The following is a 20,365-nucleotide window of genomic DNA, read 5'->3' on the forward strand; positions in this document are numbered from 1 at the left end:
CGGATCAGGGTGTGGACCGGCCCGGCGGATGATGACGGCACGCGCCTGAGGAGCTCATGTGTCCGTCCAGCTGTGATCCGTCCAATACGCGACCTCCGCGCCGATGCACGATGAACAGGTGCGCCGCACAGTCGTCAGCAGATCCTTCAACTCCCCGCACGTTGCCATGAACGGTCCGGCGATCCGGGCGATGTCCAGCGCGCTTCCGGGCTGGTTGGCTGCGTTCATGGCATGCACCGCCTGGTTGATGTTGCGGCCGATCCTCAGCACCTCCTTGCGGAGTTTGCCGAGCTCGCTCTGGGTCGCCGGTGCTAAGCGCAAAACCCCCGCCTTGTCCCAGAGCTGCCAGCGCAACGTACGTTTGATCCACTCGGTTCGCGTGAGCCGCATCGATCCACCGACCGTGTCGATCGCTTCCAGCTCGCTGCGATCCATCCGCACGGTGACCCGGACATGATCGTCCGCCCGCCCTCCCGCGAAGGTCGCGGGAATCGGCAAAGCGTCATTCTCCGGGGCGAGTGCCGCGCGGGCAAGGGTCTGGGCCATCCAGGCACTGCGCGATTGCCCGTTCGCATGCGCCACGCGGTCGATCTCGGCAACCAGATCGTCCTTCAATCGCAGGCTGACCATCATGTTGTGCAAAGCCCCGTGCAGCGGTCCGTCGGAGCCGGTGTAATACATCGGTGCCAGGAGGCATATCCTGCCATCCCTCGGACATCACGAATCCACCGAAGCAAACATCTCACCAGCACGCGGGAAACTGGCATGGACGCGGAGTGGGGGGCAGGTTTCCGTGGGGACCTGAGAAACCCAAACAGCGTGCAGGGATGGTCGCGGGACGGACCGGTTTCGGATATCCAAGTGATGGCGGAATGCGGTGCCGGATCGCCTCATACGGGCAAACGTGGTACATGTTCCGGACCCAGGATCGCGCCATGTCCGACATTCGACCGCTTTGCCTCGCCGCCCTGGTATCTTGAGACATTACCTTGACCGCGCCGATAGCATTCTTCGCCGATCACCCCGTCACCCGTCAGGCCGAGCAAGTACGACGTCAGCGCGAGATAGACTTTGCGCGGGGATCGGTACGCCTCGAGGGCGGGCATCTTACGGACGAAATCGAGCGCCTCAATGCGCGCTATGTAGCGGGACAGATCGAAAGCGATGGGCTTACAACGGCGATCCTGGCGTCCGAGACTGCACGATCATGGCATGGCCCGGAGGATTAAACGTGCGGCAGATTCTCTGCACCCCATCCGACGCCATTTGAGGTTCGCATATGCCGTTCGCCTGTGCCGATCCGAGCATGATATTCGAACCATCGAGCGCGGAAACGCAGTGACGGATTGCGCGCGACGATCACGCCCGTGATGCGCTGACACTGAGCGTATCGGCATCGGCCGATCACAACACCACGACAGGCGGCGGATCGAAAAATTCAGGCGGTATCGAGCGACGCGGCTACAGGAACCGCTCGCCGGCATGATCCTTGAACAGCTCGGCATTGCGCACGTAATCGGACAATACCTGCACCGATTTGTGCCGGCTGACCTCCTGCAGCTTGAAGATCGTCGCCCCCTGTGCCGCCCCTTCGGTCAGGAAGCCGGCGCGCAGCGAATGGCCTGCGAATTGCGTCGGATCATAGCCCGCGGCCGCCGCATGCTGCTGCACCAGCCGAGCGATCGCGCGATCCGACATCGCGGCCGGCGTCAGCACGTCACTGCGCGACAGGCGGCGGAACAACGGCCCCTCCTGATGCCCTGCGGCAGCCATCCAGGCGAGTAGTAGCGCCTTCGGCCTGATCCGCGATCCTTCCGGAATCGCGATCACCGCGCCCTGCCCGGTCCGGTCGGTCTTCGACCGCGTGATCGTCAGCCGCAGTCCTTCCGGCACGATGCCGACATGCGCGACGTCGAGCGCGACGATTTCCGACCGGCGCAGCGCCGCGGCCATGCCGACCGCCAGGATCGCCCGATCGCGAACCGCGCGCAGGCCGTCGCCCTCAATCGCCGCCAGCAGGTTGCGCAGCGCCGCAGCATCGGCGGGCCGCTTCTGTTTCTTCGCCCCGCCATGCTCCGCACGAATACCGGCGAGCACCTCCGCCAGCCGCCCCGCGGTCGGCATCGCGGTCGGCGCCGGATGGCCCCCCGTGCGATGATGATGCCCGATCGCCGCGACCCGCCGGCTGATCGTCGCGGGATTGAGCCCCGCCGTCGCCTGGTCGCTCGCGAACACGGCGACGACATCCGGATTGGCCGGCAGCGCGACGAGGTCATGCGCTACGCACCAGGCGGTGAAGATCGCCCAGTCGGAATCATAGACCCGCCGCGTCGCGCTCGATCGCGCCGCTTTGGCATAGGCAGCGGCGCGCTCGATCTTCTCGTTGAGGATCGCCGGGAGCGCAGGTTGGACGATCGGGACCGGCAGGATCGGTTCATACGCAGGATCGTCCGGATCGATCAGCGGGGGGAGCGCGGCCATGTGTTTCGTTTGCCACGGCCGTTTTCGCTGCGCCAGCCCTGTGTCCGAGAATCATTGTTATCGGACAGTTAGGCGTTTCTTTTTGGGTTCTGCCTTTTGAGCCGAGGCATCCATACGCACGCCTGCGGTATTCAGCGCGGTAGGCGCTTTGCCTATGCCGTGACGTCATTCATGACGCGCCAATGGATATGAAAATTCTCACCGAAAATCTGATTTATGACGACCGGGTCCGCCTCAGGCTCTGTCAAGTGGAACTGCCTAATGGTGCAGGCATCTAGATGCCTTCGCACCCGAAACCGTCGCACTTAAAGAGACAATGGGAGAGGCCGGGCTCGTGCTTGACCGTTTGGAGTTCATCGCTAAAATTTGGTTTCGATCAGCCATAAGGACAAAGCGCCTCTCGCTTCACCTTGCTACAGATAACTTGAAGGACAGGGTCGAAGAAGGCGGCGCCGCCGTGGGAGAAACGAGTACATCGAGGTCAACGAGCTAACGCTTCGTAAGATAGCCACTCTAGCAAAAAATATTAGCGCGACAGACCCGAAGACATTGCTCCTTGCACGAACCCTCGGTTATCGTCATATAATATATTTTAAATAATTTACCACTTAAAGCACTGACAACAGAACACTCAATATCATCATAATCTCTATTAAAATACGTGACCCCCTTCCTTTTTCTATTAAATAAGTGATATCTATAATCTATCATGCCGATGATTAATTATAATCACTGAGTCCACAGCCCGTCTCGTCGAGGACAAGCGATGAACTATAATAGTATTGCGAAATGGGGATAAATATGTCAGGCATGTTGCATTACTATTGAGCGAACGCAATGATTTTTCGTATGATACTGCGCGACACCCAGCCCCGCGTACTTATGGCATGGGTCGTACTACTGGTAGCTGCTCTTGGCGGTGGATCGTCTTGGCCCAACGTTCTGTCTCTGCTTTATGTTCGCCCTGTATTGGCTTTTGTTGGCATTGCCGCGTTATTCTTCTTTCGCCACCAATTTAAGGGCTTGAACACGGCAGCGCTATTAATTGCCATGCTTATCGCTTGGATCGCGATCCAAATGATTCCCCTCCCCCCTTTCCTCTGGCGCCACCTACCTGGACACGATCTTATCACAACTATTGGCGTCGCAGCAGGCGTGCCGACAGTGTGGCGCCCCATCAGCATTTCTCCAGATGCGACGCTTAATGCGCTACTAGCCTGCATCCCGGCCTTGGCAGCCTTGGCGGTTGTCGCGCCACTGAATAGCCGCACACGTCGATCATTGATTGGCCCCCTGCTCATCCTGACGCTCCTCAGTATGGTACTTGGCGTCATGCAGATCGCAAGTGGCGACACCTCATTTATATTCTTTCGTCAGTCCAATGAAAACACAGCGGTGGGAATGTTCTCCAATCGCAACCATTACGCCCTCTTGCTCACATTTGGTTTACCGCTGTTTAGCGCCTGGTCTTTGAAAGAAGGAAATAAATCATCGCAGAACAATCGTCTCTTTCGTTTTTTTATCTCTGGCACCGGCTCTTTGCTTATTCTTGTTATGATTATCGCAACAGGATCCAGAGCCGGACTTGCATTATCAGTGCTTTCTGCAGCTTTATCGGGCGCAATATTTTGGCGTAACTTTAATTTTAATTACTCCAAGCCACTGTGGCGGCAACGAAGCATGATAATTACTATCGTGGTTTGTATCATAATTATATCTTCCATTCTTGCGGCCACAGTAATTTTTAAAGGCATCGCCTTTGAACGCCTGTTTAAAACAACAAGCGAGTTGGCCACAGAAAAACGCGTCACACTCACACCGGTCATGTTCTCGGCAATTGCTATATATTTTCCGTTTGGATCCGGATTTGGAACCTTTGACCATATGTTTCGCCAGATCGAACCGGACTGGGCGCTATCCCCTACCTATTTCAACCATGCCCACAATGAACCGTTCGAGCTGCTGTTAACCGGTGGGCTGCCAGCGGCATTGCTACTAGTCGCCTTTGTGGTTTTCGTGATCCGGCTCTGCCGCAATGCAATGACGGCACCGCCCGGGCCATTGGCCGCCAGTGCTCAAGCGGGTGCCACGATGATTGTTCTGACGATGCTGGCAAGCCTCGTCGATTATCCTTTGCGCACCCCCCTAATGGACGTTGTTGTGGTGTTCGCGGTCGCCTTCGCCGATGTCGGTAGCCGGTCAACGACGCGGTCGTCATCCCCGCAGCGACGCAGTAGCGCGGTTGCGCTTGATGGCAGACGCGGGTAGATCGTGGAAAATTAATCGACCTTATCTTCTGATCGCTCCTGTCCCTGGAAATCGTCTTCCTCATGAAATCTCGAATGATTTTGGCGGTCGTTACCGCCTGTTCTCTGGCCGGAGGTTGCGCCAGCGAGAAGTTCGTTGGTCGACCGGAACTGACGACCGTCGTTCAGAACGAGCTCCCCCCCCCCGATCGTGCCGATCTGATCGTCCAACGCCGCTCTTACGTCGTCGGTCCTTTTGACCGGGTGTCGATTGACGTCTACGGCGTACCCGAGATCAGCCGAACCGTGAACGTCGATGCCAGCGGCGTCGTCAGCCTGCCGCTTGTGGGCATCGTGCCAGCTGCCGGTAAGACGGCCACAGAGCTCGCCGCGGCCATCGCGGAGCGATTGCGGGGACGGTACGTGCGTAACCCGGAAGTCACGGTCAACACAGAGACAGTCAACCAAACGATCACCGTAGAGGGCGAGGTCGAGCAGCCCGGTCTCTATCCCGTAACTGGTCGCATGACGTTGATTCGCGCGGTCGCAACGGCGCGGGGGCTGAACGAATATGCCAATGCTAATCACATCGTCGTGTTCCGGCAGGTGAATGGCAAGCAGATGGCGGCGCTGTACGACCTGCGCGCCATCCGCCAAGGCATGTACGAGGATCCCGAGGTTTTTGCGAACGACGTGGTATCGGTAGGTGAATCCGGTAGCGCGCGGATTTTCCAGCGCGTCGTGGCAAGCTCGGCATTGCTGGCCGCGCCTCTCGTCGCCATTCTTAACTAACGGCGGCAAAAAGACTGTCATGACCTCTATAGACAACGTTCCCGACGTATCGGACGCAGTACACTATTATCCCGCTCCGATGGCGCAGTCCGACCTGATTGACGATCGCAAAGGCTCGTTTCTGACCCAGCTGCTGACAATCTTGCGTCGCCGCAAGTGGATCATCGTCGGTGCGGTCGCGCTGTGCCTAACGCTCGGCCTCATCGTTACGCTGCTGATGAAACCGCAATATACGGCGACATCGACCGTCGAAATTCAGCGGGAAACGGGCAATTTTGCCGACGTGCAGGGTGCCGACCAAAAAGGCGGTTTTCTCGACCAAGAATTCTACGCAACGCAGTATGGCCTTTTGCAGTCCCGCGCGCTTGCCGAACGTGTCGCAACTAACCTTCGACTGAGCGACGATCCGACTTTCTTTGCAACGTTTGATTCCGGGCTGGCCGAAGATTGGTTCCGCGGCAGGACGCCAATCCCGGGCGCCAGCACGCGCGACCTGCGGGTTCGCATTGCCGGTGAACTGCTGCTGGCGCATTTTGAAGTCAACCCAGGCCGCATGTCGCGACTAGTTGAGCTGCGCTTCACAAGCGCCAATCCCGACCTGTCGCGCAAAATTGTCGATGCTTGGTCGAACAATTTCGTCGAGGCGACGCTCGAACGGCGGATGGATGCGACGTCCTATGCCCGCGGCATTTTGGAACGCCGCCTCGCGCAGTTGCGCACCCGGATCGATGCATCCGAGCGGCGCTTGGTTGACTACGCTTCCGCACAGGGCATCGTCAATTTACCGGGCGGCTCGTCGGCAGATGGGTCGAGCAACGAGCGCTCGCTGGTGGGCGACGATCTAGCCAGTCTTAACCGCGAACTGACCCAAGCGACCGCCGACCGCATCAAGGCAGAAAGTCGCTTAGGGTCGGGTTCCGCTAGCACGACTGAAGCATTGACCAATCAGACGATCACTGGCCTGCGACAACGTCGGGCGGAACTGGGCGCCGAATATGCGCGCCTGATGTCACAATTTGAGCCCAGTTATCCACCTGCAGCCGCACTGAAGAACCAGATCCAGCGTCTTGACGAAACGCTAAAGGCCGAAGAGAACAGGATCGGCGGCACGTTGCGCTCGACCTACGATGCCGCACGCGAGCGCGAGGATGCGCTGCGGGCCAACGTCAATTCGCTGAAGTCTGGCGTTCTCGACTTGCGTCGCAGGAGCATCCAGTACAATATTATCCAGCGCGATGCGGACACCAGCCGTCAGCTGTATGACGCTCTGCTGCAACGCTACAAGGCGATCGGCGTGGCGGGCGGCATTGGTGCGACCAATATATCCGTTGTTGATCCGGCAGAAACGCCGCGGCGTCCGTCGCGTCCGCGTCCGCTCGTCAACATGCTGCTCGCGCTCGTCGCCGGCCTTGGCCTCGGCGTACTCGCCGCATGGGCGATGGAACAGATCGAACAATCGATCAGCGATCCGATCGAGGTCGAACAGGATCTGCGGGTTCCTTTGCTCGGCGCCATCCCCAAGCTGATCGGCGAGGAACCGATCACCGCGCTGCGCGATCGCAAATCGATGACCAGCGAGGCCTATGTCTCGCTGCTTACCCGGCTGTCGTTCTCGACCGATCATGGCGTGCCCAGGGTTCTCGCCGTGACCAGCTCACAGCCCGCCGAAGGCAAGACCACGACCAGCTTCGCACTGGCATCGGCGATCGCCCGCACGCAGCGGAGTGTCATCTTGGTCGATGCCGACATGCGGTCGCCATCGCTGCATCACCTGACCACGCTGGAAAACGACATTGGCCTCAGCAACTATCTGGCCGGCGACGACAGCGTGCTGGAGCATATACGGCCGCTCGACCAGTCGGGCCTGTTCGTGCTAGTCGCTGGTCCGCGTCCGCCCAGTTCGCCGGAGCTGCTGGCCAGCGAACGGTTTGACCGGCTGATCTCCGAGCTGTCGCAGCGGTTCGATCACGTCATCTTCGACGCCCCGCCGGTCATGGGCTTGGCCGACGCGCCGACGATCGCCAGCCGCGTGTCCGCCAACGTCTTCATCATCGAAGCACACCGGACGTCGAAGAAGTCGGCCGAGACGGCGATCGAGCGCCTGAAGGCATCGCGTGGCAACATCGTCGGTGCAGTGCTGACCAAATTCGACAACAAGCGCTCGCACTATGGTTATGGCTATGGGTACGGCTATGGCTACGGTCATTCCTACGGTGCGAAGGACGGCTAGATCTTGGCCGTCGACCGAATGCGCACTGACCTGTCGCGCGGGACAACCAGCCCCTCCGCCGTGCAGATGACGATCGGCTTTGCGGTCGCATCGGTCCTGGCCGTCGCCGTGTTCGTGCTGACCCTGCCGTTCGTGACGGCGGTCGGGACATCGCCGTTCCAGACCGTGGATCGACGCGTGGCGGCGCTGGTCCCCCATCTGCTTACGGGCACCGACCGGGCCAGCCGAAACGTACAGATTGCGGAAGCCAAAGCGATCATCGCCCGCGATGCGACGAGCATCGGCGCCGTGCGTTCGCTGGCGTTCCTAGTCGCACAGGCCGGTCAGGCGGCCCATTCGGTGCGCCTGCTCAACCTTGCCGAACGTCTGAGCCGCCGAGACATTGCGACCGAACTGGCGCTGATCGAACTCGCCGTCGCCCGCGGGGACATCGCCACGGCGCTCACCCATTACGATCGGGCCCTGACCACGAAACCGGCGATGGCGGACACGCTGATCCCCATCCTCGTACCCGCCTCCATCAATCGCGATGTCGCCCGGCCGCTGGCCCGGATGATGGCACAGCGTCCGGTGTGGTGGCCCGATCTGCTCGACGGGCTGATCGCCTCGGGGGATCCCGAACCGACGGCCCTTGTTGCCCAAGCCCTTGCGTTGCACCCCGAACAGGCCACGGAGGGATGGCGGCTCAGCGCGGTGATCGACAAACTGGCAATGACCGGCCACGCCGATACAGCATTGCGGCTGGCGCAGCGCACACGCCCTGAGCTGATCGGAAACCTCGTCAATGGCGGTTTCGAGACGGAGGGCAATCTGCCGCCGTTCGACTGGAAGCTGACCGACAGCGAAGAGCTGGCCGCTACGCGCGAGGCGCGGGCAGGTGCGACCGGACAGTTCGCGCTGTCGCTCGTCGCGACGTCGCGCAAATCGGGTACCGTCGCGCAGCAATTGCTGCTGCTGCGTCCCGGTCGCTATCGGATCGGCCTGCGCGCCGGCGACCTGCCCGACGATCCCGCCAGCCGCCCCCGCATTGTGCTGCGCTGCGCCGTCAACGGGGGCGCGACACTGGCGAACGCCACCGTCGATCGGCTGTCTTTTTCTCGCGACGTCACCGTACCTACATCCTGCGTAGGGCAGTGGTTGGAATTCGGCATCGCCACCTCGCCGATCCATCATGACACAGTGTCTTGGATCGACGACGTTTCGGTACGCCCGCTTCAATGACGCAAGGATCATCGGCGCTGGTCATACAACGCGCGGAAAGGCCCAGATCGCCATACGACACGCTGTTCGTCATCATCGCAGCAGTTTTGCCGCTGACGCAGCTTGTCCAAGTCAAGATCGTCGGTGTCCTGCTCTTGCAGGACATGCTGGATCCCGTACTCTTGCTGATGTTGCTGGCGATGGGCCCTGCGCAGGCGCGTCTAGCGGAAATCAAGACCAGCGTGCTGCTGATCCTTCTATGGCTGCTAGGCGCAGTCATTACCGACATCTATCTGGGGACCGTCACCGCAGATCTGTTGCGCGGCTGGTCGCGCATCGGCCTGTTCGCCATCCATCTGACGACCTTATGGCTATTGTCCGATGGCGGACGCATCAGGGTTCTCGCACCCTATTTCTTCTGCAGCGGCTTCGTCGCCATCGTTGGAACGATCATCAACCCCAGCGACTTTACCGAAATGGATGCCTTCAAGTTCGGCGCCGGCGGGGGATTGCTGCTGATGGCCGGCGCAATTGGTTCGATCTCTAGGATCCGCCAGGCGTTTGGCGGGTTGCTCCCGAGCATGCTGATCGGCGCGATCGCCCTCCTTGCCCTGCTGAAGGATTCCCGCTCCACTTTCGCCGTATGCAGCCTTGCCGCCGCCTACAGCGCGTTCGCCGCGATCGTATCACGCAACGACAGGGCGGTGCGCTACGTCACGCCCGTGTCGTTCGCGGCGTTTGCTGGAATGGGTATCGGCTTGGTCCAGGTGCTCACCATCATATACGGCAAGATGGCGGCGAACGGATATCTGGGCTTCGCTGCCCAGATCAAATACACTATTCAGAGTGGCGGACACAGCGGCCTGTTGCTGGCGGGACGCTCGGAATCGCTGGTATCGGTCCAAGCGATCATCGATTCTCCGATTATTGGGCACGGGTCATGGGCGCAGGACCCGTATTATGTCCGCCTTTATTTCACCCGATTGGCGGAACTGGGGCTGCCGGCGCCGGTGGATTATTATATCGCGACGTTTGGCTATCTCATTCCAACCCATTCCTACATATTGGGTGCCTGGGTCGAAGCGGGCATTCTCGGCGTGCCGATCTGGATCTACCTGATCTTGCTGACCCTGAGGGCGCTCTACGCTATCCTCAAGCAACACATGTTTCCCAACGTGCTCGTGACAATCGCTGGCTTCAGCCTGTTGTGGGACATTCCGTTCTCACCGTTCGGCACCTCGTCGCGATTTCTGGTACCGGCACAGATCTGCATCATGCTCGCCGCACTGCGATCGCTGGGGCTGACGCAGCGGCAAGATGTGCGACGGGCCAGCCCCCCCTCGCCTACGCCTGGCGGGTTGACCAGGTGATCAGGCGAAGCCGCCGAGGTCGATCGCGGCCTTGGCGAACCTTGCCGAATGTGCCTGATTGCCGCGGCGCAGCGCCGCTTCAGACATGCGCCGCCACAGCGCCTCGTCCGACGCCAGCTCGCCCATGAAGAACGCCATGCCTTCGGGGTTGTCGCTTTCGATCAGGAACCCCTCGACACCGCTGTCGATCTGCGTGTCCCGTGCGCCGCAGTTCAGCGACAGGATGGTCGGCAGGCCCATCACTTGCGCCTCGATCACTACGATTCCGAATTGCTCGGAAATGCTGGGCAGCATCAAGCAAAGCCCCCGGCCTAGTTCGTGCGCAACCTCTGCCGCGGACAGATTGCCTCGGATATCGACCATGTCGGCGATATCGAGCTGATCCATATGCGCGCGTATCTCGGCCTCCATCGGTCCCGACCCGCACAGGATCAGGCGCCGCGGCGTAGCCGTATCGTTCCGATAGCGGGCATAGGCATCAAGCAGCACCAGATGGTTCTTCTTGGTGACCAGCCGCGCGACGCAGACGAAGTTTCGTTCGGCAAAGGGCACACCATCTGGCGCCGGCGCCACGTCCGCAGCCTCGCGCACACGTTCAGGAACGATCGCATAGGCATCGAGCCGAATATTGCGCTGGTCGATGCCCAGAAACCGCAGATAGTCGGCGCAGCGCAGGCTGGCTGCGATCCCGCCGGTATAGGGCGACATCATCATGCGCTTGCCGACTTCGCGCCAGAGATAACGTGTATAGTCGTCGAACTTTGAATCCGACATGATGAGCGTGCGCCGGCCGAGCAGTCGCAACGTCCATGCGGCAAGGAAGACATATGGGCGTTCGTAATGTGCGAACAGTACGACCTGGACGTTATGCCTGACGCAGGCGGCGACGATCCTACGTGTCATCGCGAGCGTGCCTATACGTCCCCGCTCTTCGCCACTGGCCAGCGTGAGCTTCGTGAAGTGGTTGGTGTCGTTCTGACCCCAGCCATAGACGTCGCTGTCCGCGAACAGCTCCAGCCCGATCGCCCGGCTACCCGGCGGCAATGCCGCATCGAGCGTGCTACACTGGTCGAGATGGATCGGGCCAAAATTGTCGCAGACGAACGCAATGTTGCCCATCGTCATCTAGTTTTGCCTTTTTTGAAGAGGGGATGGGCAATCTTGGTCGCCAGAGCGCGGGGATCCAAGACCTGCCGCATGAGGCGCACTGCGGGACGGAGCCTCTTTTCGAGCGCGGCGGGGGGGCGTCCGTTCACGTCAGCGAACATCCGGTCCATGTCGCCCTTGTAGCGTTCAAACAACTGGCCACCGCCGCTGATCGATCCCGGATACAGCCGGAACAGCCCCCAATCGCGCCAAACGCGTTTGAAGCGCACCCCGGCACGCGCCATCTGCAAAAAGGCTTCGCCGTCCCAGCAGGTGCGATTGGCAACATTGAACCCCCCGACGCCGCGCAGGGCCGCCGTCCGGATGAACGAGGCCTGCTGAACGATCATGACCTGCTCGCGCACGTAGAGGTTCGGCGTCATCCGCGCACTCGAAAGGATGCGGCGGACGCGGCGGCCCTCGGCATCGATGACCCAGCCGTTGCCATAGACGACGCCGCAACCCTGATTCTCGGCAAAGGCCGCGACCGCTTCGGCCACAGCGCCGGGCATCAGCGCATCGTCGGCGTTGACATAGGCGAATATCTCGCCCGTCGCGGCGGCCAGCCCCCTGTTGAGCCCGTCGGCGGGGCCGGTGTCGGGGTCCAAGATGACGTGGTCAATACGGTCGCGATACCGCTCGATCAGTTCGCGGCTACCATCGGTGGAGCCCGGATCGACGACGATATATTCGATGTCCGCACCGATTTGATCCAGTACGGACAGCATCGCCTCTTCCAGAAACGAACACTGGTTGAACGAGATGGTGACGATACTGACGGTCATGAGGTGGGCCTGCTGGCAGTTTGACGCGAGCGCGGATTATCGCGGCGTATAGGTGCAGCTCATGCCGACATCGATCGACATGCTGTAGGTCCTGCCGCCATAATCATAGGTGCAGACCTGCTTTCCGCCCGCGATCGAACTGCCGCGCAGGGTGGCAAGCGCGGGAACGGTGGGCGGCAACGGCGTCGCGGGACAATCGGTATTGCGATCGACGGTCACCGATCGCGCGACCGGATTGGTGTAGCTACCGCGCGCGTCGTCGTAAAAGCACAGTCGCATGCCATCACGGATATAGCTGTTGATCAGCTTGGCCGATGCGGGAACGGCCCAGACCGATGCCAGGGCAATCAATAGGGACGATATTTTACGCATGCCGCGGCCTACTATGGCGCGGTCGCCAAGTCACTCCGCTATTCCCGCGATCGCTGCAACCAGCGCTTGGTGCCCGTCCTGCGCGATGCCATCCAGCCGGGCGGCATGGCCCCGCGCCGCCAGCGCCATGGCCGCCAGATCGCTCGTCTGTGCCAGATCGCGGATATGCGCGCAGGCGGCGGTGACGAAATCGTCGGTTACCGGGACGATTCGGGCGGCTGGGGTTCCTTCGAACAGGCAGATGCAGCCGTGCCGCGGCGCGATAACAGGTACGCCGTGCGCCAGTGCCTCAAGCAAGACCAACCCAAACGATTCCATGTGTGTCGGAAAGACGAAGACATCGATCGTCGCAAAGAACGCGGCCTTGCCCGCTGAATCCAGCCACCCCAGCCATGCGATGCCGCTCGCTGGATCGTCGGCCCGCCGCCCGATCTCGTCCGCAAGCGCGGGCGGAGCCGCCGGGCCGGCTAATCGCCCGACCACTGCCATGCCCTCGTCGCGCAGTCGATCGACGATGCGCAGGAATTCATCGACGCCCTTTTCGCGAGTTAGGTTGGACAGCAGGCCCAGACGTAGGACTTCGGATCGCTCCCTACGAACGGGCCGCGCCGACGGCTCAATGCCATTCGGCGCAATGATCGTCTGGCGGACCGCGGGATAAAGCGCGCGCAGATCCTCCGCCATGCGGTCGCACAATACCACATGCTGCGCGGACGGACCGGCGATTCGCGTCAGCCAGGCGATTGGCCGGGTCTGAGCGACCAGATAATTGTAATTGTGATGATGCAGGAACGTCGCGAGACCGAGCAGCCGCGCCACGCCTGCGAACAGGCAAGAATAATAGCCCCCCGATCCCGCATCGACGGCACAATATAGCGCGCGTGCGCCGCTCATCCTCGCCGCCAGCAGGCGCGGCACCGCGCCCGCGACCCTGACAATCTTGCTGGCGTGATAGCGCAGCCCGCGCGCATGGTTGCCGGGCATCACCGGAATGACGTCGACGGTGGTAACCGCAGCGATCCCCGCCACGGTCTGTGCATGGACGAAGGCCATGCCGTGCAGGGGTGGCGGCATCGGACCGATCGCGACGACCCGCCTCATACGTGGTGGTCGAGATACCAAGCGTAGGTCGCCTTCACGCCGTCTTCGAGTGCGATCGACGGCGCCCAGCCGCTGTCGCGCAGGCGGTCGCCCGACATCAGCTTGCGCGGCGTGCCATCGGGCTTGGTAGTGTCGCAAACGATGCGGCCTTCGAACCCGACGACGCTGGCGACCAGCCGTGCTAGGTCGAGGATCGCGATATCTTCGCCCGACCCCACGTTGATATGCTGCGCTGCCGAATAGCCCGTCATCAGATGGACGCAGGCGTCCGCGCAATCGTCGACATGCAGAAATTCGCGGCGCGGTGTGCCGCTCCCCCAAATTTCCAACTCCGGCGCACCAACCAGCTTGGCCTCATGCGCCTTGCGGATGAGTGCGGGCATGACATGGCTCGAATCAAGGTCGAAATTGTCGCCCGGACCGTATAAGTTCGTCGGCATAGCCGAGATGAAATCGCGCCCGTGCTGCAGACGATAGGCTTCCGCCAGCTTCAATCCGGCGATCTTGGCGATCGCATACCACTGATTGGTCGGTTCCAGCGGGCCCGTCAGCAGTGCGTCCTCGACGATCGGCTGTTCGGCGAATTTGGGATAGATGCACGACGAGCCCAGCAGCAGCAGCTTAGGCGTACCCGCGCGGTGCGCCGCCTCCAGCACATTCGCCTCGATCATCAGATTGTCGTACAGGAAGTCGGCGGGCAGGCGGTCGTTGGCCAGGATGCCGCCGACCTTTGCTGCCGCCATGAAGATCACATCGGGATGCTGTGCGTCCAGCCAGGAGCGGACCATCGCCTGATCGGTCAGATCGACCTCCGCGCGCGTCGCGGTCAGGATCTCGCAGGATTCCCGTTGCAGCCGGCGCACGATCGCACTGCCCAGCATGCCGCGATGTCCGGCGACCCATATCCGTTTGCCGGTCAGGTCGAACGTCTGCCATTCACTCATACGCAATTCCTATCTATCGCATGATCGACCGCCTGCGCGACCACCTCGCCCATGGCTTTTCGACGGGCCTGGCCATCGTCCATCAATCTTTGCCGCGATTCTGGTCGCGGCGGGTCATCGGCCAATGCTGCGGCCATGGCCTGCGCCAAGGTCGGCGCATCGCCAAGCGCTACATAACGCGTAACATGCTCTTCGATTTCGCGATTGACCGCGATGTCGCTCACGATTGTCGGCAGCCCCAGTGCCACCGCATCGAAGACGCTCCCCCCGCCGGGTCCACCCTCGAACGAGGTCGGCTGGACCACCGCGACGGCACCGCGCAACAGCGCGATCTGGTCAAGCTTGGGGATGAGCCCTAGGAAATGGACGCGCTTCGCCAGCTTCAGTTCCTCGACCAGCACCCGCAATGCGGCGAAATGCCCCGGTGCACGGGCATCGTGCGTCGCACCGGTGGTGACCAGTTCGACCGTCTCATCGGTGAGCATCGCCAGCGCCTGCAGCGCGACGTCGTGGCGCTTGTGGACCCAGAACTGGTTCGAGATGATGAAATATCGCGGCCCGATGCCATGACGTTGGCGAACCTCCTGCGGGTTGTTGTCGAACCACGTCGGTGCCGGCGCTGCCGAAAACGGCAGCGCGAATATCCGCGCGCGCATGGGGCCGAGATAACGTTGCGCATCGGCCAGCACTTGGCGCGCGTTGACGATGATTGCAGGGGCCCGATCGACCATCGTGCGGAACGAGGTATCACGCCACGCCCGCTCGCTGGCGGTGAACAGTTCAGGATAGGCGCGGTGCTGGAAGTCGTAGAGATAGCCGACCCAGGGCACGGCAAATCCCTCCGGCAGAGCGGCTGCGAACGGCAGGACGGCGTCGATCCTTCGCGCAGCGCACAGTTGCAGCAGCGCGGCATCGCCATGTGCAATCGTCTCGACAGGCATATCAGGCATGCCGTCGCGGCTCAGCTTAGCGATCACCGCTGCGGGATCGCGGCGCGGCGGCAATACGAACGGCTGTCGGCGCAGGATCGTCTTGCCCAGCGCGCGTACAATGCTACGCAACCTAGCCCTGCCGTAACGCGGGGGATCCCGGCGATAAACCAACAGGAAAGACCAGTCGGGCTTGGCGAGCATCAGTCCATCGATGATCGACATCAGGAAATCAGTCGCACCTGCCAGACCCGCGAAATCGTCTAGGACGATTGCGATGCGGCGACCCTGCCCTTTATCGACCGGGTTCATCGCCGTTTTGCGGGAATGCCGACATAGACGCCCCCGGACTCGCAATCCTTCACGACCACCGACCCCGATCCGATCATAACGTCCCGCCCGACGACCAGCCGCTTGGCCGGGCTGCCCTGGTTGATCGCCGCGTTCGTCCCTACCCAAACGCCCATTTCGAGCTCGACGTAGCCGGATAGGTTGGCGCCAGGCGCAATGTTACAATAATCGGCGACGATGACGTCATGGCCGATCGTACAGTTCAGATTGAAGACGCAGGCGTTGCCGACCTGAATGTTGTTGGTGAACCGCACGCCCGCGCAGATGATGACGCCCGACGATCCCGCGATGATGTCGCGCTGGCCCAGCCCGAACGATGCGGACGGATGGATCAGGTTGGGAAAATGCACCGTGTCTCGATATTTTTCGAAGACGGACTGGCGCACCGCGTTGCCACCGATGCCGATCGCAGCCTGCACCGCCCCCATCGTGGCGAAATTGTCTTCCCCGATCACGTCCGACGTATCGATCCGCATGCCCTCGGGCGGCGACGATTCCGCAACGAACGTGACGCGGAGTCCCAAGTCCGCGGCGACATCGCGGACTTCGCGGGCAAAACCGGATGTTCCCAGTACGTACAGGTCTTCCATGCTGCAAACCCTCATCGCTTATCAGGTGTAAAATTCGGCGATCGTGTCGCAGATCCGGGCGATCTGATCCTCGCTCAGACCCGGCCAGCTGGGAATGCTGATGCCCCTGTGCCCGATGTCCTGCGCGACCGGCAGGTTCTGATAGGTCGCCGCATACATCGGCATCGTGTGGACGGGGAAGAAGACCGGGCGCGTCTCAATGCCCGCTTGATCTAGGACCTCGCGCAGCGGATCGCGATCGTCCGCATGGCGGCACAACAGCGAAATCATCCAGTGGCTATGGACCGTATCCTCCGGTTCTCGCTGGAACGTCACCGGGACGCTCGCCAGTCGGTCGCGATAGTCCTCCGCAATCCGCTTCTTGGCGACGAGGAACTGAGCCGCCCGCTGCATCTGGGCGCAGCCGATCGCTGCGCAGATGTTGGTCATGCGGTAATTGTAACCGATAACGTCGTGCCAATATTGGCGATGCGCGGCGAGCCCCTGCCCCTTGAGGTGCACCGCGCGTTCGTACAGCGTCTGGTCGTTCGTGACGATCATCCCACCCTCGCCAGTGGTGATCGTCTTGTTGCCGAAGAAACTGAAGGTCGAGATGGTGCCGAAGGTGCCGACGTGGCGGCCCTTGTACATCGTCCCGATCGCCTCGGCGCAATCCTCGACTACGAACAGTCCGTGCTCAGTGGCCAGCGCCATCAGCGCGTCCATGTCACAGGCCGCACCATAGAGATGCACCGGCATGATCGCACGCGTGCGCGATGTGATCTTGCGGCGGACGTCGTCGAGATCAATCTGCCAACTGTCAGGTTCGCTGTCGACGAACACTGGCACTGCACCGGTATAGGCAACAGCATTGGCCGAGGCGATATAGGTCAGCGTGGGGACGATTACTTCGTCCCCCGGTCCGATGCCCAGCGCCTCAAGCGCCAGATGCAGCGCGACCGTACCGTTCGAGACGGTGCTGGCGAAACCAACACCGACGAAATCGCGGAATTCGCTCTCGAAACGGCCGATATAGGCCCCCTTCGAGGAAATCCACGTCGATTGGACACAATCGGTGACATATTCCAATTCCTTGCCGCTCAGGTCGGGCTGATAGACAGGTATCCGGTCTTGCACGTTCGTACTCCTGGGTCGAACCGGGCTGGATCGTCTGCGATCCGCACCCGCTCGTCGGTCAGTATGCGCTTGCCTCAGCCTATCGGGGAGAACAAGGCTCATGGGGTCAGTCGATACGATCCAATGAGTATACCGCAGGCATGCCGGCCTGGACCGGAACGTCGGCGACCAGCCGGCGATACACGCGCCGCACGATGACGATTGAGGGAAGAATGCTGATCGTGAGATAGGCGGCGGCCGTGATCCAGATCGTCCACATCGCGCCGAGATACGGCACCAGCGTTAGTTTCGCGATCGTCGCGACCGCCGCCATCGCCACCGCGAACCATACCTGCACGCGCAGGGTGTTTGTCGCGTTAAGAAACATCGACATTGCGACCCCAGACGCTTCCAGTACCTTGAACAAGGCAAAGCCGACCAACAGGAACACCGGCGGGGCGATGCGCCCGCCCAGCCAAAGTGAGAACAGCAGCCGGTTGGCGACGACGATGCAGATGCCTGCGACCGTGGTAAAGGCGACCGCGCCGAGGACCGAACGCTTTAACGTGGTGCGAACCCAGTCGAAATCGCGCCGCGCTACGGCCTCGCCATAGGCGGGCCAGAGCGGACTTAGAAAGACGCCGAAGATCAATGCGACAAACGAGAAGAGCCGGTCGACCGTTGCATATGTACCCGCTTCGACCGGGCCGAAGAAATGCGTCACCATTAGCGCGTCCAGCCTGAAGGCGATGACCGCAACGATCTGGACGAAGAAGAACCCCGTACCGATCTTCAGAGTGGCGCGGGCTTCCAATGTGGATACCGCCTGAAGCCTCGGCAGCAGATCGCGACGGCGTAATGCGAAGAATACGAGGTTATTGAGTAGAAGAGCCAGCTGTTGGCTACCGAACAGGCTGACCACCATCGCCGGCGTGCCGAGATCGAGTTTGATCGTCGCAACGACCATGACGAACGACAGCATTCCGCCGATGCCCGTCCATACGTTGACCTCATACCCCTGCTGCAATCCAAGCTGGACCTTGCTCGCCAAGCCTGCCGGGATCCCAACGGCGAAGCAGAGCAGAAAAGCCAACACGACCTGCCCCGCCTCGACCTTCGCCAAGGGCAAGGTCACGTTAAACATGCCAGCCCAGTTCACCAGCGGATACAGGATCAGCGCCGCCACGGCGATGATAGCGCCCAGGCCGCACAGGAACACCGCGCCGCTCGATATGGCGACTTTGATCGCGTCGTCGTCGTCACGGCCGGAAGCCGCCGCGACCCGGTTGAGGATGCCGTTGCCGATTCCAAAATCGGCAAAGGCCATCAATGCACCAAGCGAACTGACCACCATCCACATGCCGAAACGTTCCGCGCCGAGATGCGACAGCGCCATCGGGACTGTAACCAGCAGCACCGCAGCCGATCCAAACCGTGCGAGGACACTCGTGATTGCGGTGGAATACAGGCGGCGGAAGCGCAGCGCACCGCGTTCGCGGGCCGCCATCGCTTCGAAGTCCGAATCGATCCGCATCAAAAGCCACCAAGCCAGGGTCTGTCCAAGGTCTCGAGTCCGCCGGTGCGATAGACTACCGATCGCAGTTCCAACAGCAAAAGCGCCTTCGCTTCGGAAGGGTGATCAGCTTTTGGCGTTCGCTAGTGCGCTCTTCAGCAGCCTCACGTCTTCCTCGACCATCTCGCGCGCCAGTTCGCGTGCGGACGTCTCGTGCTTCCAGCCGAGAACCTCGCGCGCCTTGGTGGGATCGCCGATCAGCAAATCGACCTCGGTCGGGCGGAAATAGCGCGGATCGACCTCGATAATGCAGCGCCCCGTTGCGACGTCATAGCCCTTTTCCTCGACGCCCTCGCCGCGCCATTCCAGCTGGATGCCGACGTCCAAAAAGGCCCATTCGACAAAGGTACGGACCGGCGTGGTCTCGCCCGTCGCCAGCACGTAATCGCCGGGTTCGTCCTGCTGCAGCATCATCCACATGCCGCGGACATATTCTCGCGCATGGCCCCAATCGCGCTTTGCGTCCAGATTGCCGAGGAACAGCCTGTCCTGTGTTCCCTCGCCGATCGCAGCCGCCGCCCGCGTGATCTTGCGGGTGACGAACGTCTCGCCGCGAAACGGGCTTTCATGATTGAACAGGATGCCATTGGAGGCATGGATGCCATAGGCCTCGCGGTAGTTCACCGTGATCCAATAGGCATACAGCTTTGCGACGCCATAGGGCGAGCGCGGATAGAAGGGCGTCGTTTCGCGCTGCGGTACTTCTTGGACCAGACCGTACAGCTCGGACGTCGATGCCTGATAGAAGCGGGTCTTCTTTTCCATTTTCAGGATGCGGATCGCCTCAAGAATGCGCAGGACTCCGATCGCGTCGGAATTCGCGGTATATTCGGGCGTCTCGAAGCTGACCTGAACGTGGCTTTGCGCAGCAAGATTGTAGATCTCGTCGGGCTGAGTTTCTTGGATCAGGCGGATCAGGTTCATCGAATCCGTTAGGTCGCCGTAATGCAGCGTCAGCTGGCGGTGATCGACATGCGGGTCCTGATACACACCGTCGATCCGCCCGGTGTTAAACGACGACGAACGCCGCTTCACGCCATGGACACGATAACCCTTGTCGAGCAACAGGCGGACCAGATACGCGCCGTCCTGACCGGTGATACCGGTGATAAGTGCAACCTTGGACATAGTATTCGTCACCTTTGTGTCATCATGAACAG

At 61.1% G+C, this 20,365-nt stretch carries 18 protein-coding genes; 6 read left to right on the top strand and 12 right to left on the bottom strand.

Going from position 1 to position 20,365, the window contains the following annotated elements; all coding sequences use genetic code 11:
• Positions 1-54: 54 nt before the first annotated feature.
• Entirely contained in the window at positions 55-681 is a 627-nt protein-coding gene (locus tag AC1RTO_RS18775) for a hypothetical protein (protein ID WP_493162360.1), read from the bottom strand.
• A gap of 308 nt (positions 682-989) precedes the next feature.
• Between AC1RTO_RS18775 and AC1RTO_RS18780 the strand changes: the two genes are divergently transcribed.
• Positions 990-1,229 carry an antitoxin VbhA family protein gene (locus AC1RTO_RS18780; RefSeq protein ID WP_493162361.1) on the top strand — a complete coding sequence of 80 codons (240 nt, stop codon included), beginning with the start codon at positions 990-992 and terminating at the stop codon, positions 1,227-1,229.
• Positions 1,230-1,461: 232 nt separating this feature from the next.
• Here AC1RTO_RS18780 and AC1RTO_RS18785 read toward each other — a convergent pair whose 3' ends face one another.
• A complete protein-coding gene (locus AC1RTO_RS18785) occupies positions 1,462-2,481 on the bottom strand; it encodes a site-specific integrase (RefSeq protein WP_493162362.1) in 1,020 nt (339 codons plus the stop codon).
• An 849-nt stretch (positions 2,482-3,330) separates the two neighbouring features.
• Here AC1RTO_RS18785 and AC1RTO_RS18790 point away from each other — a divergent pair.
• The 5 genes from AC1RTO_RS18790 (at position 3,331) to AC1RTO_RS18810 (ending at position 10,319) form a co-directional block, all read left to right on the top strand.
• Entirely contained in the window at positions 3,331-4,749 is a 1,419-nt protein-coding gene (locus AC1RTO_RS18790; RefSeq protein WP_493162363.1) for an O-antigen ligase family protein, read from the top strand.
• 74 nt (positions 4,750-4,823) lie between these two features.
• On the top strand, positions 4,824-5,519 hold the full coding sequence (locus AC1RTO_RS18795) for a polysaccharide biosynthesis/export family protein (RefSeq protein ID WP_493162364.1): 696 nt from the start codon (positions 4,824-4,826) through the stop codon (positions 5,517-5,519).
• Positions 5,520-5,598: 79 nt separating this feature from the next.
• Entirely contained in the window at positions 5,599-7,749 is a 2,151-nt protein-coding gene (locus AC1RTO_RS18800) for a GumC family protein (RefSeq protein WP_493162365.1), read from the top strand.
• 3 nt (positions 7,750-7,752) lie between these two features.
• The gene (locus AC1RTO_RS18805) at positions 7,753-8,970 is read left to right on the top strand and encodes a tetratricopeptide repeat protein (RefSeq protein WP_493162366.1); all 1,218 of its coding nucleotides are present in this window, start codon (positions 7,753-7,755) and stop codon (positions 8,968-8,970) included.
• A complete protein-coding gene (locus tag AC1RTO_RS18810) occupies positions 8,967-10,319 on the top strand; it encodes a hypothetical protein (protein ID WP_493162367.1) in 1,353 nt (450 codons plus the stop codon). Before AC1RTO_RS18805 ends, AC1RTO_RS18810 begins: the two co-directional genes overlap by 4 nt.
• Here AC1RTO_RS18810 and AC1RTO_RS18815 read toward each other — a convergent pair whose 3' ends face one another.
• The 10 genes from AC1RTO_RS18815 to gmd form a co-directional block, all read right to left on the bottom strand.
• Positions 10,320-11,444, bottom strand: coding sequence for a glycosyltransferase family 4 protein (locus tag AC1RTO_RS18815; RefSeq protein WP_493162368.1), 1,125 nt, complete (start codon positions 11,442-11,444; stop codon positions 10,320-10,322).
• The gene (locus AC1RTO_RS18820; protein ID WP_493162369.1) at positions 11,441-12,250 is read right to left on the bottom strand and encodes a glycosyltransferase family 2 protein; all 810 of its coding nucleotides are present in this window, start codon (positions 12,248-12,250) and stop codon (positions 11,441-11,443) included. The genes AC1RTO_RS18815 and AC1RTO_RS18820 overlap by 4 nt, the downstream gene beginning before the upstream one ends.
• Positions 12,251-12,286: 36 nt before the next feature.
• Positions 12,287-12,622 (bottom strand): hypothetical protein, encoded by a 336-nt coding sequence (locus AC1RTO_RS18825; protein WP_493162370.1) that lies wholly within the window; start codon positions 12,620-12,622, stop codon positions 12,287-12,289.
• A gap of 30 nt (positions 12,623-12,652) precedes the next feature.
• Positions 12,653-13,516: a glycosyltransferase family 4 protein gene (locus tag AC1RTO_RS18830; protein WP_493162371.1), complete on the bottom strand. Its 864-nt coding sequence runs from the start codon at positions 13,514-13,516 to the stop codon at positions 12,653-12,655.
• 203 nt (positions 13,517-13,719) lie between these two features.
• Positions 13,720-14,667 (bottom strand): GDP-L-fucose synthase, encoded by a 948-nt coding sequence (gene fcl / locus AC1RTO_RS18835; protein WP_493162372.1) that lies wholly within the window; start codon positions 14,665-14,667, stop codon positions 13,720-13,722.
• A complete protein-coding gene (locus AC1RTO_RS18840; protein WP_493162373.1) occupies positions 14,664-15,908 on the bottom strand; it encodes a glycosyltransferase in 1,245 nt (414 codons plus the stop codon). The genes fcl and AC1RTO_RS18840 overlap by 4 nt, the downstream gene beginning before the upstream one ends.
• A complete protein-coding gene (locus tag AC1RTO_RS18845; RefSeq protein WP_493162374.1) occupies positions 15,905-16,537 on the bottom strand; it encodes a PglD-related sugar-binding protein in 633 nt (210 codons plus the stop codon). Before AC1RTO_RS18845 ends, AC1RTO_RS18840 begins: the two co-directional genes overlap by 4 nt.
• 21 nt (positions 16,538-16,558) lie before the next feature.
• A complete protein-coding gene (locus AC1RTO_RS18850) occupies positions 16,559-17,653 on the bottom strand; it encodes a DegT/DnrJ/EryC1/StrS family aminotransferase (RefSeq protein WP_493162375.1) in 1,095 nt (364 codons plus the stop codon).
• Positions 17,654-17,759: 106 nt separating this feature from the next.
• Positions 17,760-19,166, bottom strand: coding sequence for a lipopolysaccharide biosynthesis protein (locus AC1RTO_RS18855; protein ID WP_493162376.1), 1,407 nt, complete (start codon positions 19,164-19,166; stop codon positions 17,760-17,762).
• 105 nt (positions 19,167-19,271) lie between these two features.
• Positions 19,272-20,333: a GDP-mannose 4,6-dehydratase gene (gene gmd / locus AC1RTO_RS18860; protein ID WP_493162377.1), complete on the bottom strand. Its 1,062-nt coding sequence runs from the start codon at positions 20,331-20,333 to the stop codon at positions 19,272-19,274.
• Positions 20,334-20,365: the final 32 nt, after the last annotated feature.

It is taken from the genome of Sphingomonas sp. GW821-FHT10F09 (assembly GCF_058809195.1).

Excerpts from the sequence above, each read along its gene's own strand:
- AC1RTO_RS18775 (WP_493162360.1), bottom strand. The coding sequence starts at position 681 with ATGTATTACACCGGCTCCGACGGACCGCTGCACGGGGCTTTGCACAAC.
- AC1RTO_RS18785 (WP_493162362.1), bottom strand. The coding sequence starts at position 2,481 with ATGGCCGCGCTCCCCCCGCTGATCGATCCGGACGATCCTGCGTATGAA.
- AC1RTO_RS18790 (WP_493162363.1), top strand. The coding sequence starts at position 3,331 with ATGATACTGCGCGACACCCAGCCCCGCGTACTTATGGCATGGGTCGTA.
- AC1RTO_RS18795 (WP_493162364.1), top strand. The coding sequence starts at position 4,824 with ATGATTTTGGCGGTCGTTACCGCCTGTTCTCTGGCCGGAGGTTGCGCC.
- AC1RTO_RS18800 (WP_493162365.1), top strand. The coding sequence starts at position 5,599 with ATGGCGCAGTCCGACCTGATTGACGATCGCAAAGGCTCGTTTCTGACC.
- AC1RTO_RS18810 (WP_493162367.1), top strand. The coding sequence starts at position 8,967 with ATGACGCAAGGATCATCGGCGCTGGTCATACAACGCGCGGAAAGGCCC.
- AC1RTO_RS18815 (WP_493162368.1), bottom strand. The coding sequence starts at position 11,444 with ATGACGATGGGCAACATTGCGTTCGTCTGCGACAATTTTGGCCCGATC.
- AC1RTO_RS18820 (WP_493162369.1), bottom strand. The coding sequence starts at position 12,250 with ATGACCGTCAGTATCGTCACCATCTCGTTCAACCAGTGTTCGTTTCTG.
- AC1RTO_RS18825 (WP_493162370.1), bottom strand. The coding sequence starts at position 12,622 with ATGCGTAAAATATCGTCCCTATTGATTGCCCTGGCATCGGTCTGGGCC.
- AC1RTO_RS18830 (WP_493162371.1), bottom strand. The coding sequence starts at position 13,516 with ATGAGCGGCGCACGCGCGCTATATTGTGCCGTCGATGCGGGATCGGGG.
- fcl (WP_493162372.1), bottom strand. The coding sequence starts at position 14,667 with ATGAGTGAATGGCAGACGTTCGACCTGACCGGCAAACGGATATGGGTC.
- AC1RTO_RS18840 (WP_493162373.1), bottom strand. The coding sequence starts at position 15,908 with ATGAACCCGGTCGATAAAGGGCAGGGTCGCCGCATCGCAATCGTCCTA.
- AC1RTO_RS18845 (WP_493162374.1), bottom strand. The coding sequence starts at position 16,537 with ATGGAAGACCTGTACGTACTGGGAACATCCGGTTTTGCCCGCGAAGTC.
- AC1RTO_RS18855 (WP_493162376.1), bottom strand. The coding sequence starts at position 19,166 with ATGCGGATCGATTCGGACTTCGAAGCGATGGCGGCCCGCGAACGCGGT.
- gmd (WP_493162377.1), bottom strand. The coding sequence starts at position 20,333 with ATGTCCAAGGTTGCACTTATCACCGGTATCACCGGTCAGGACGGCGCG.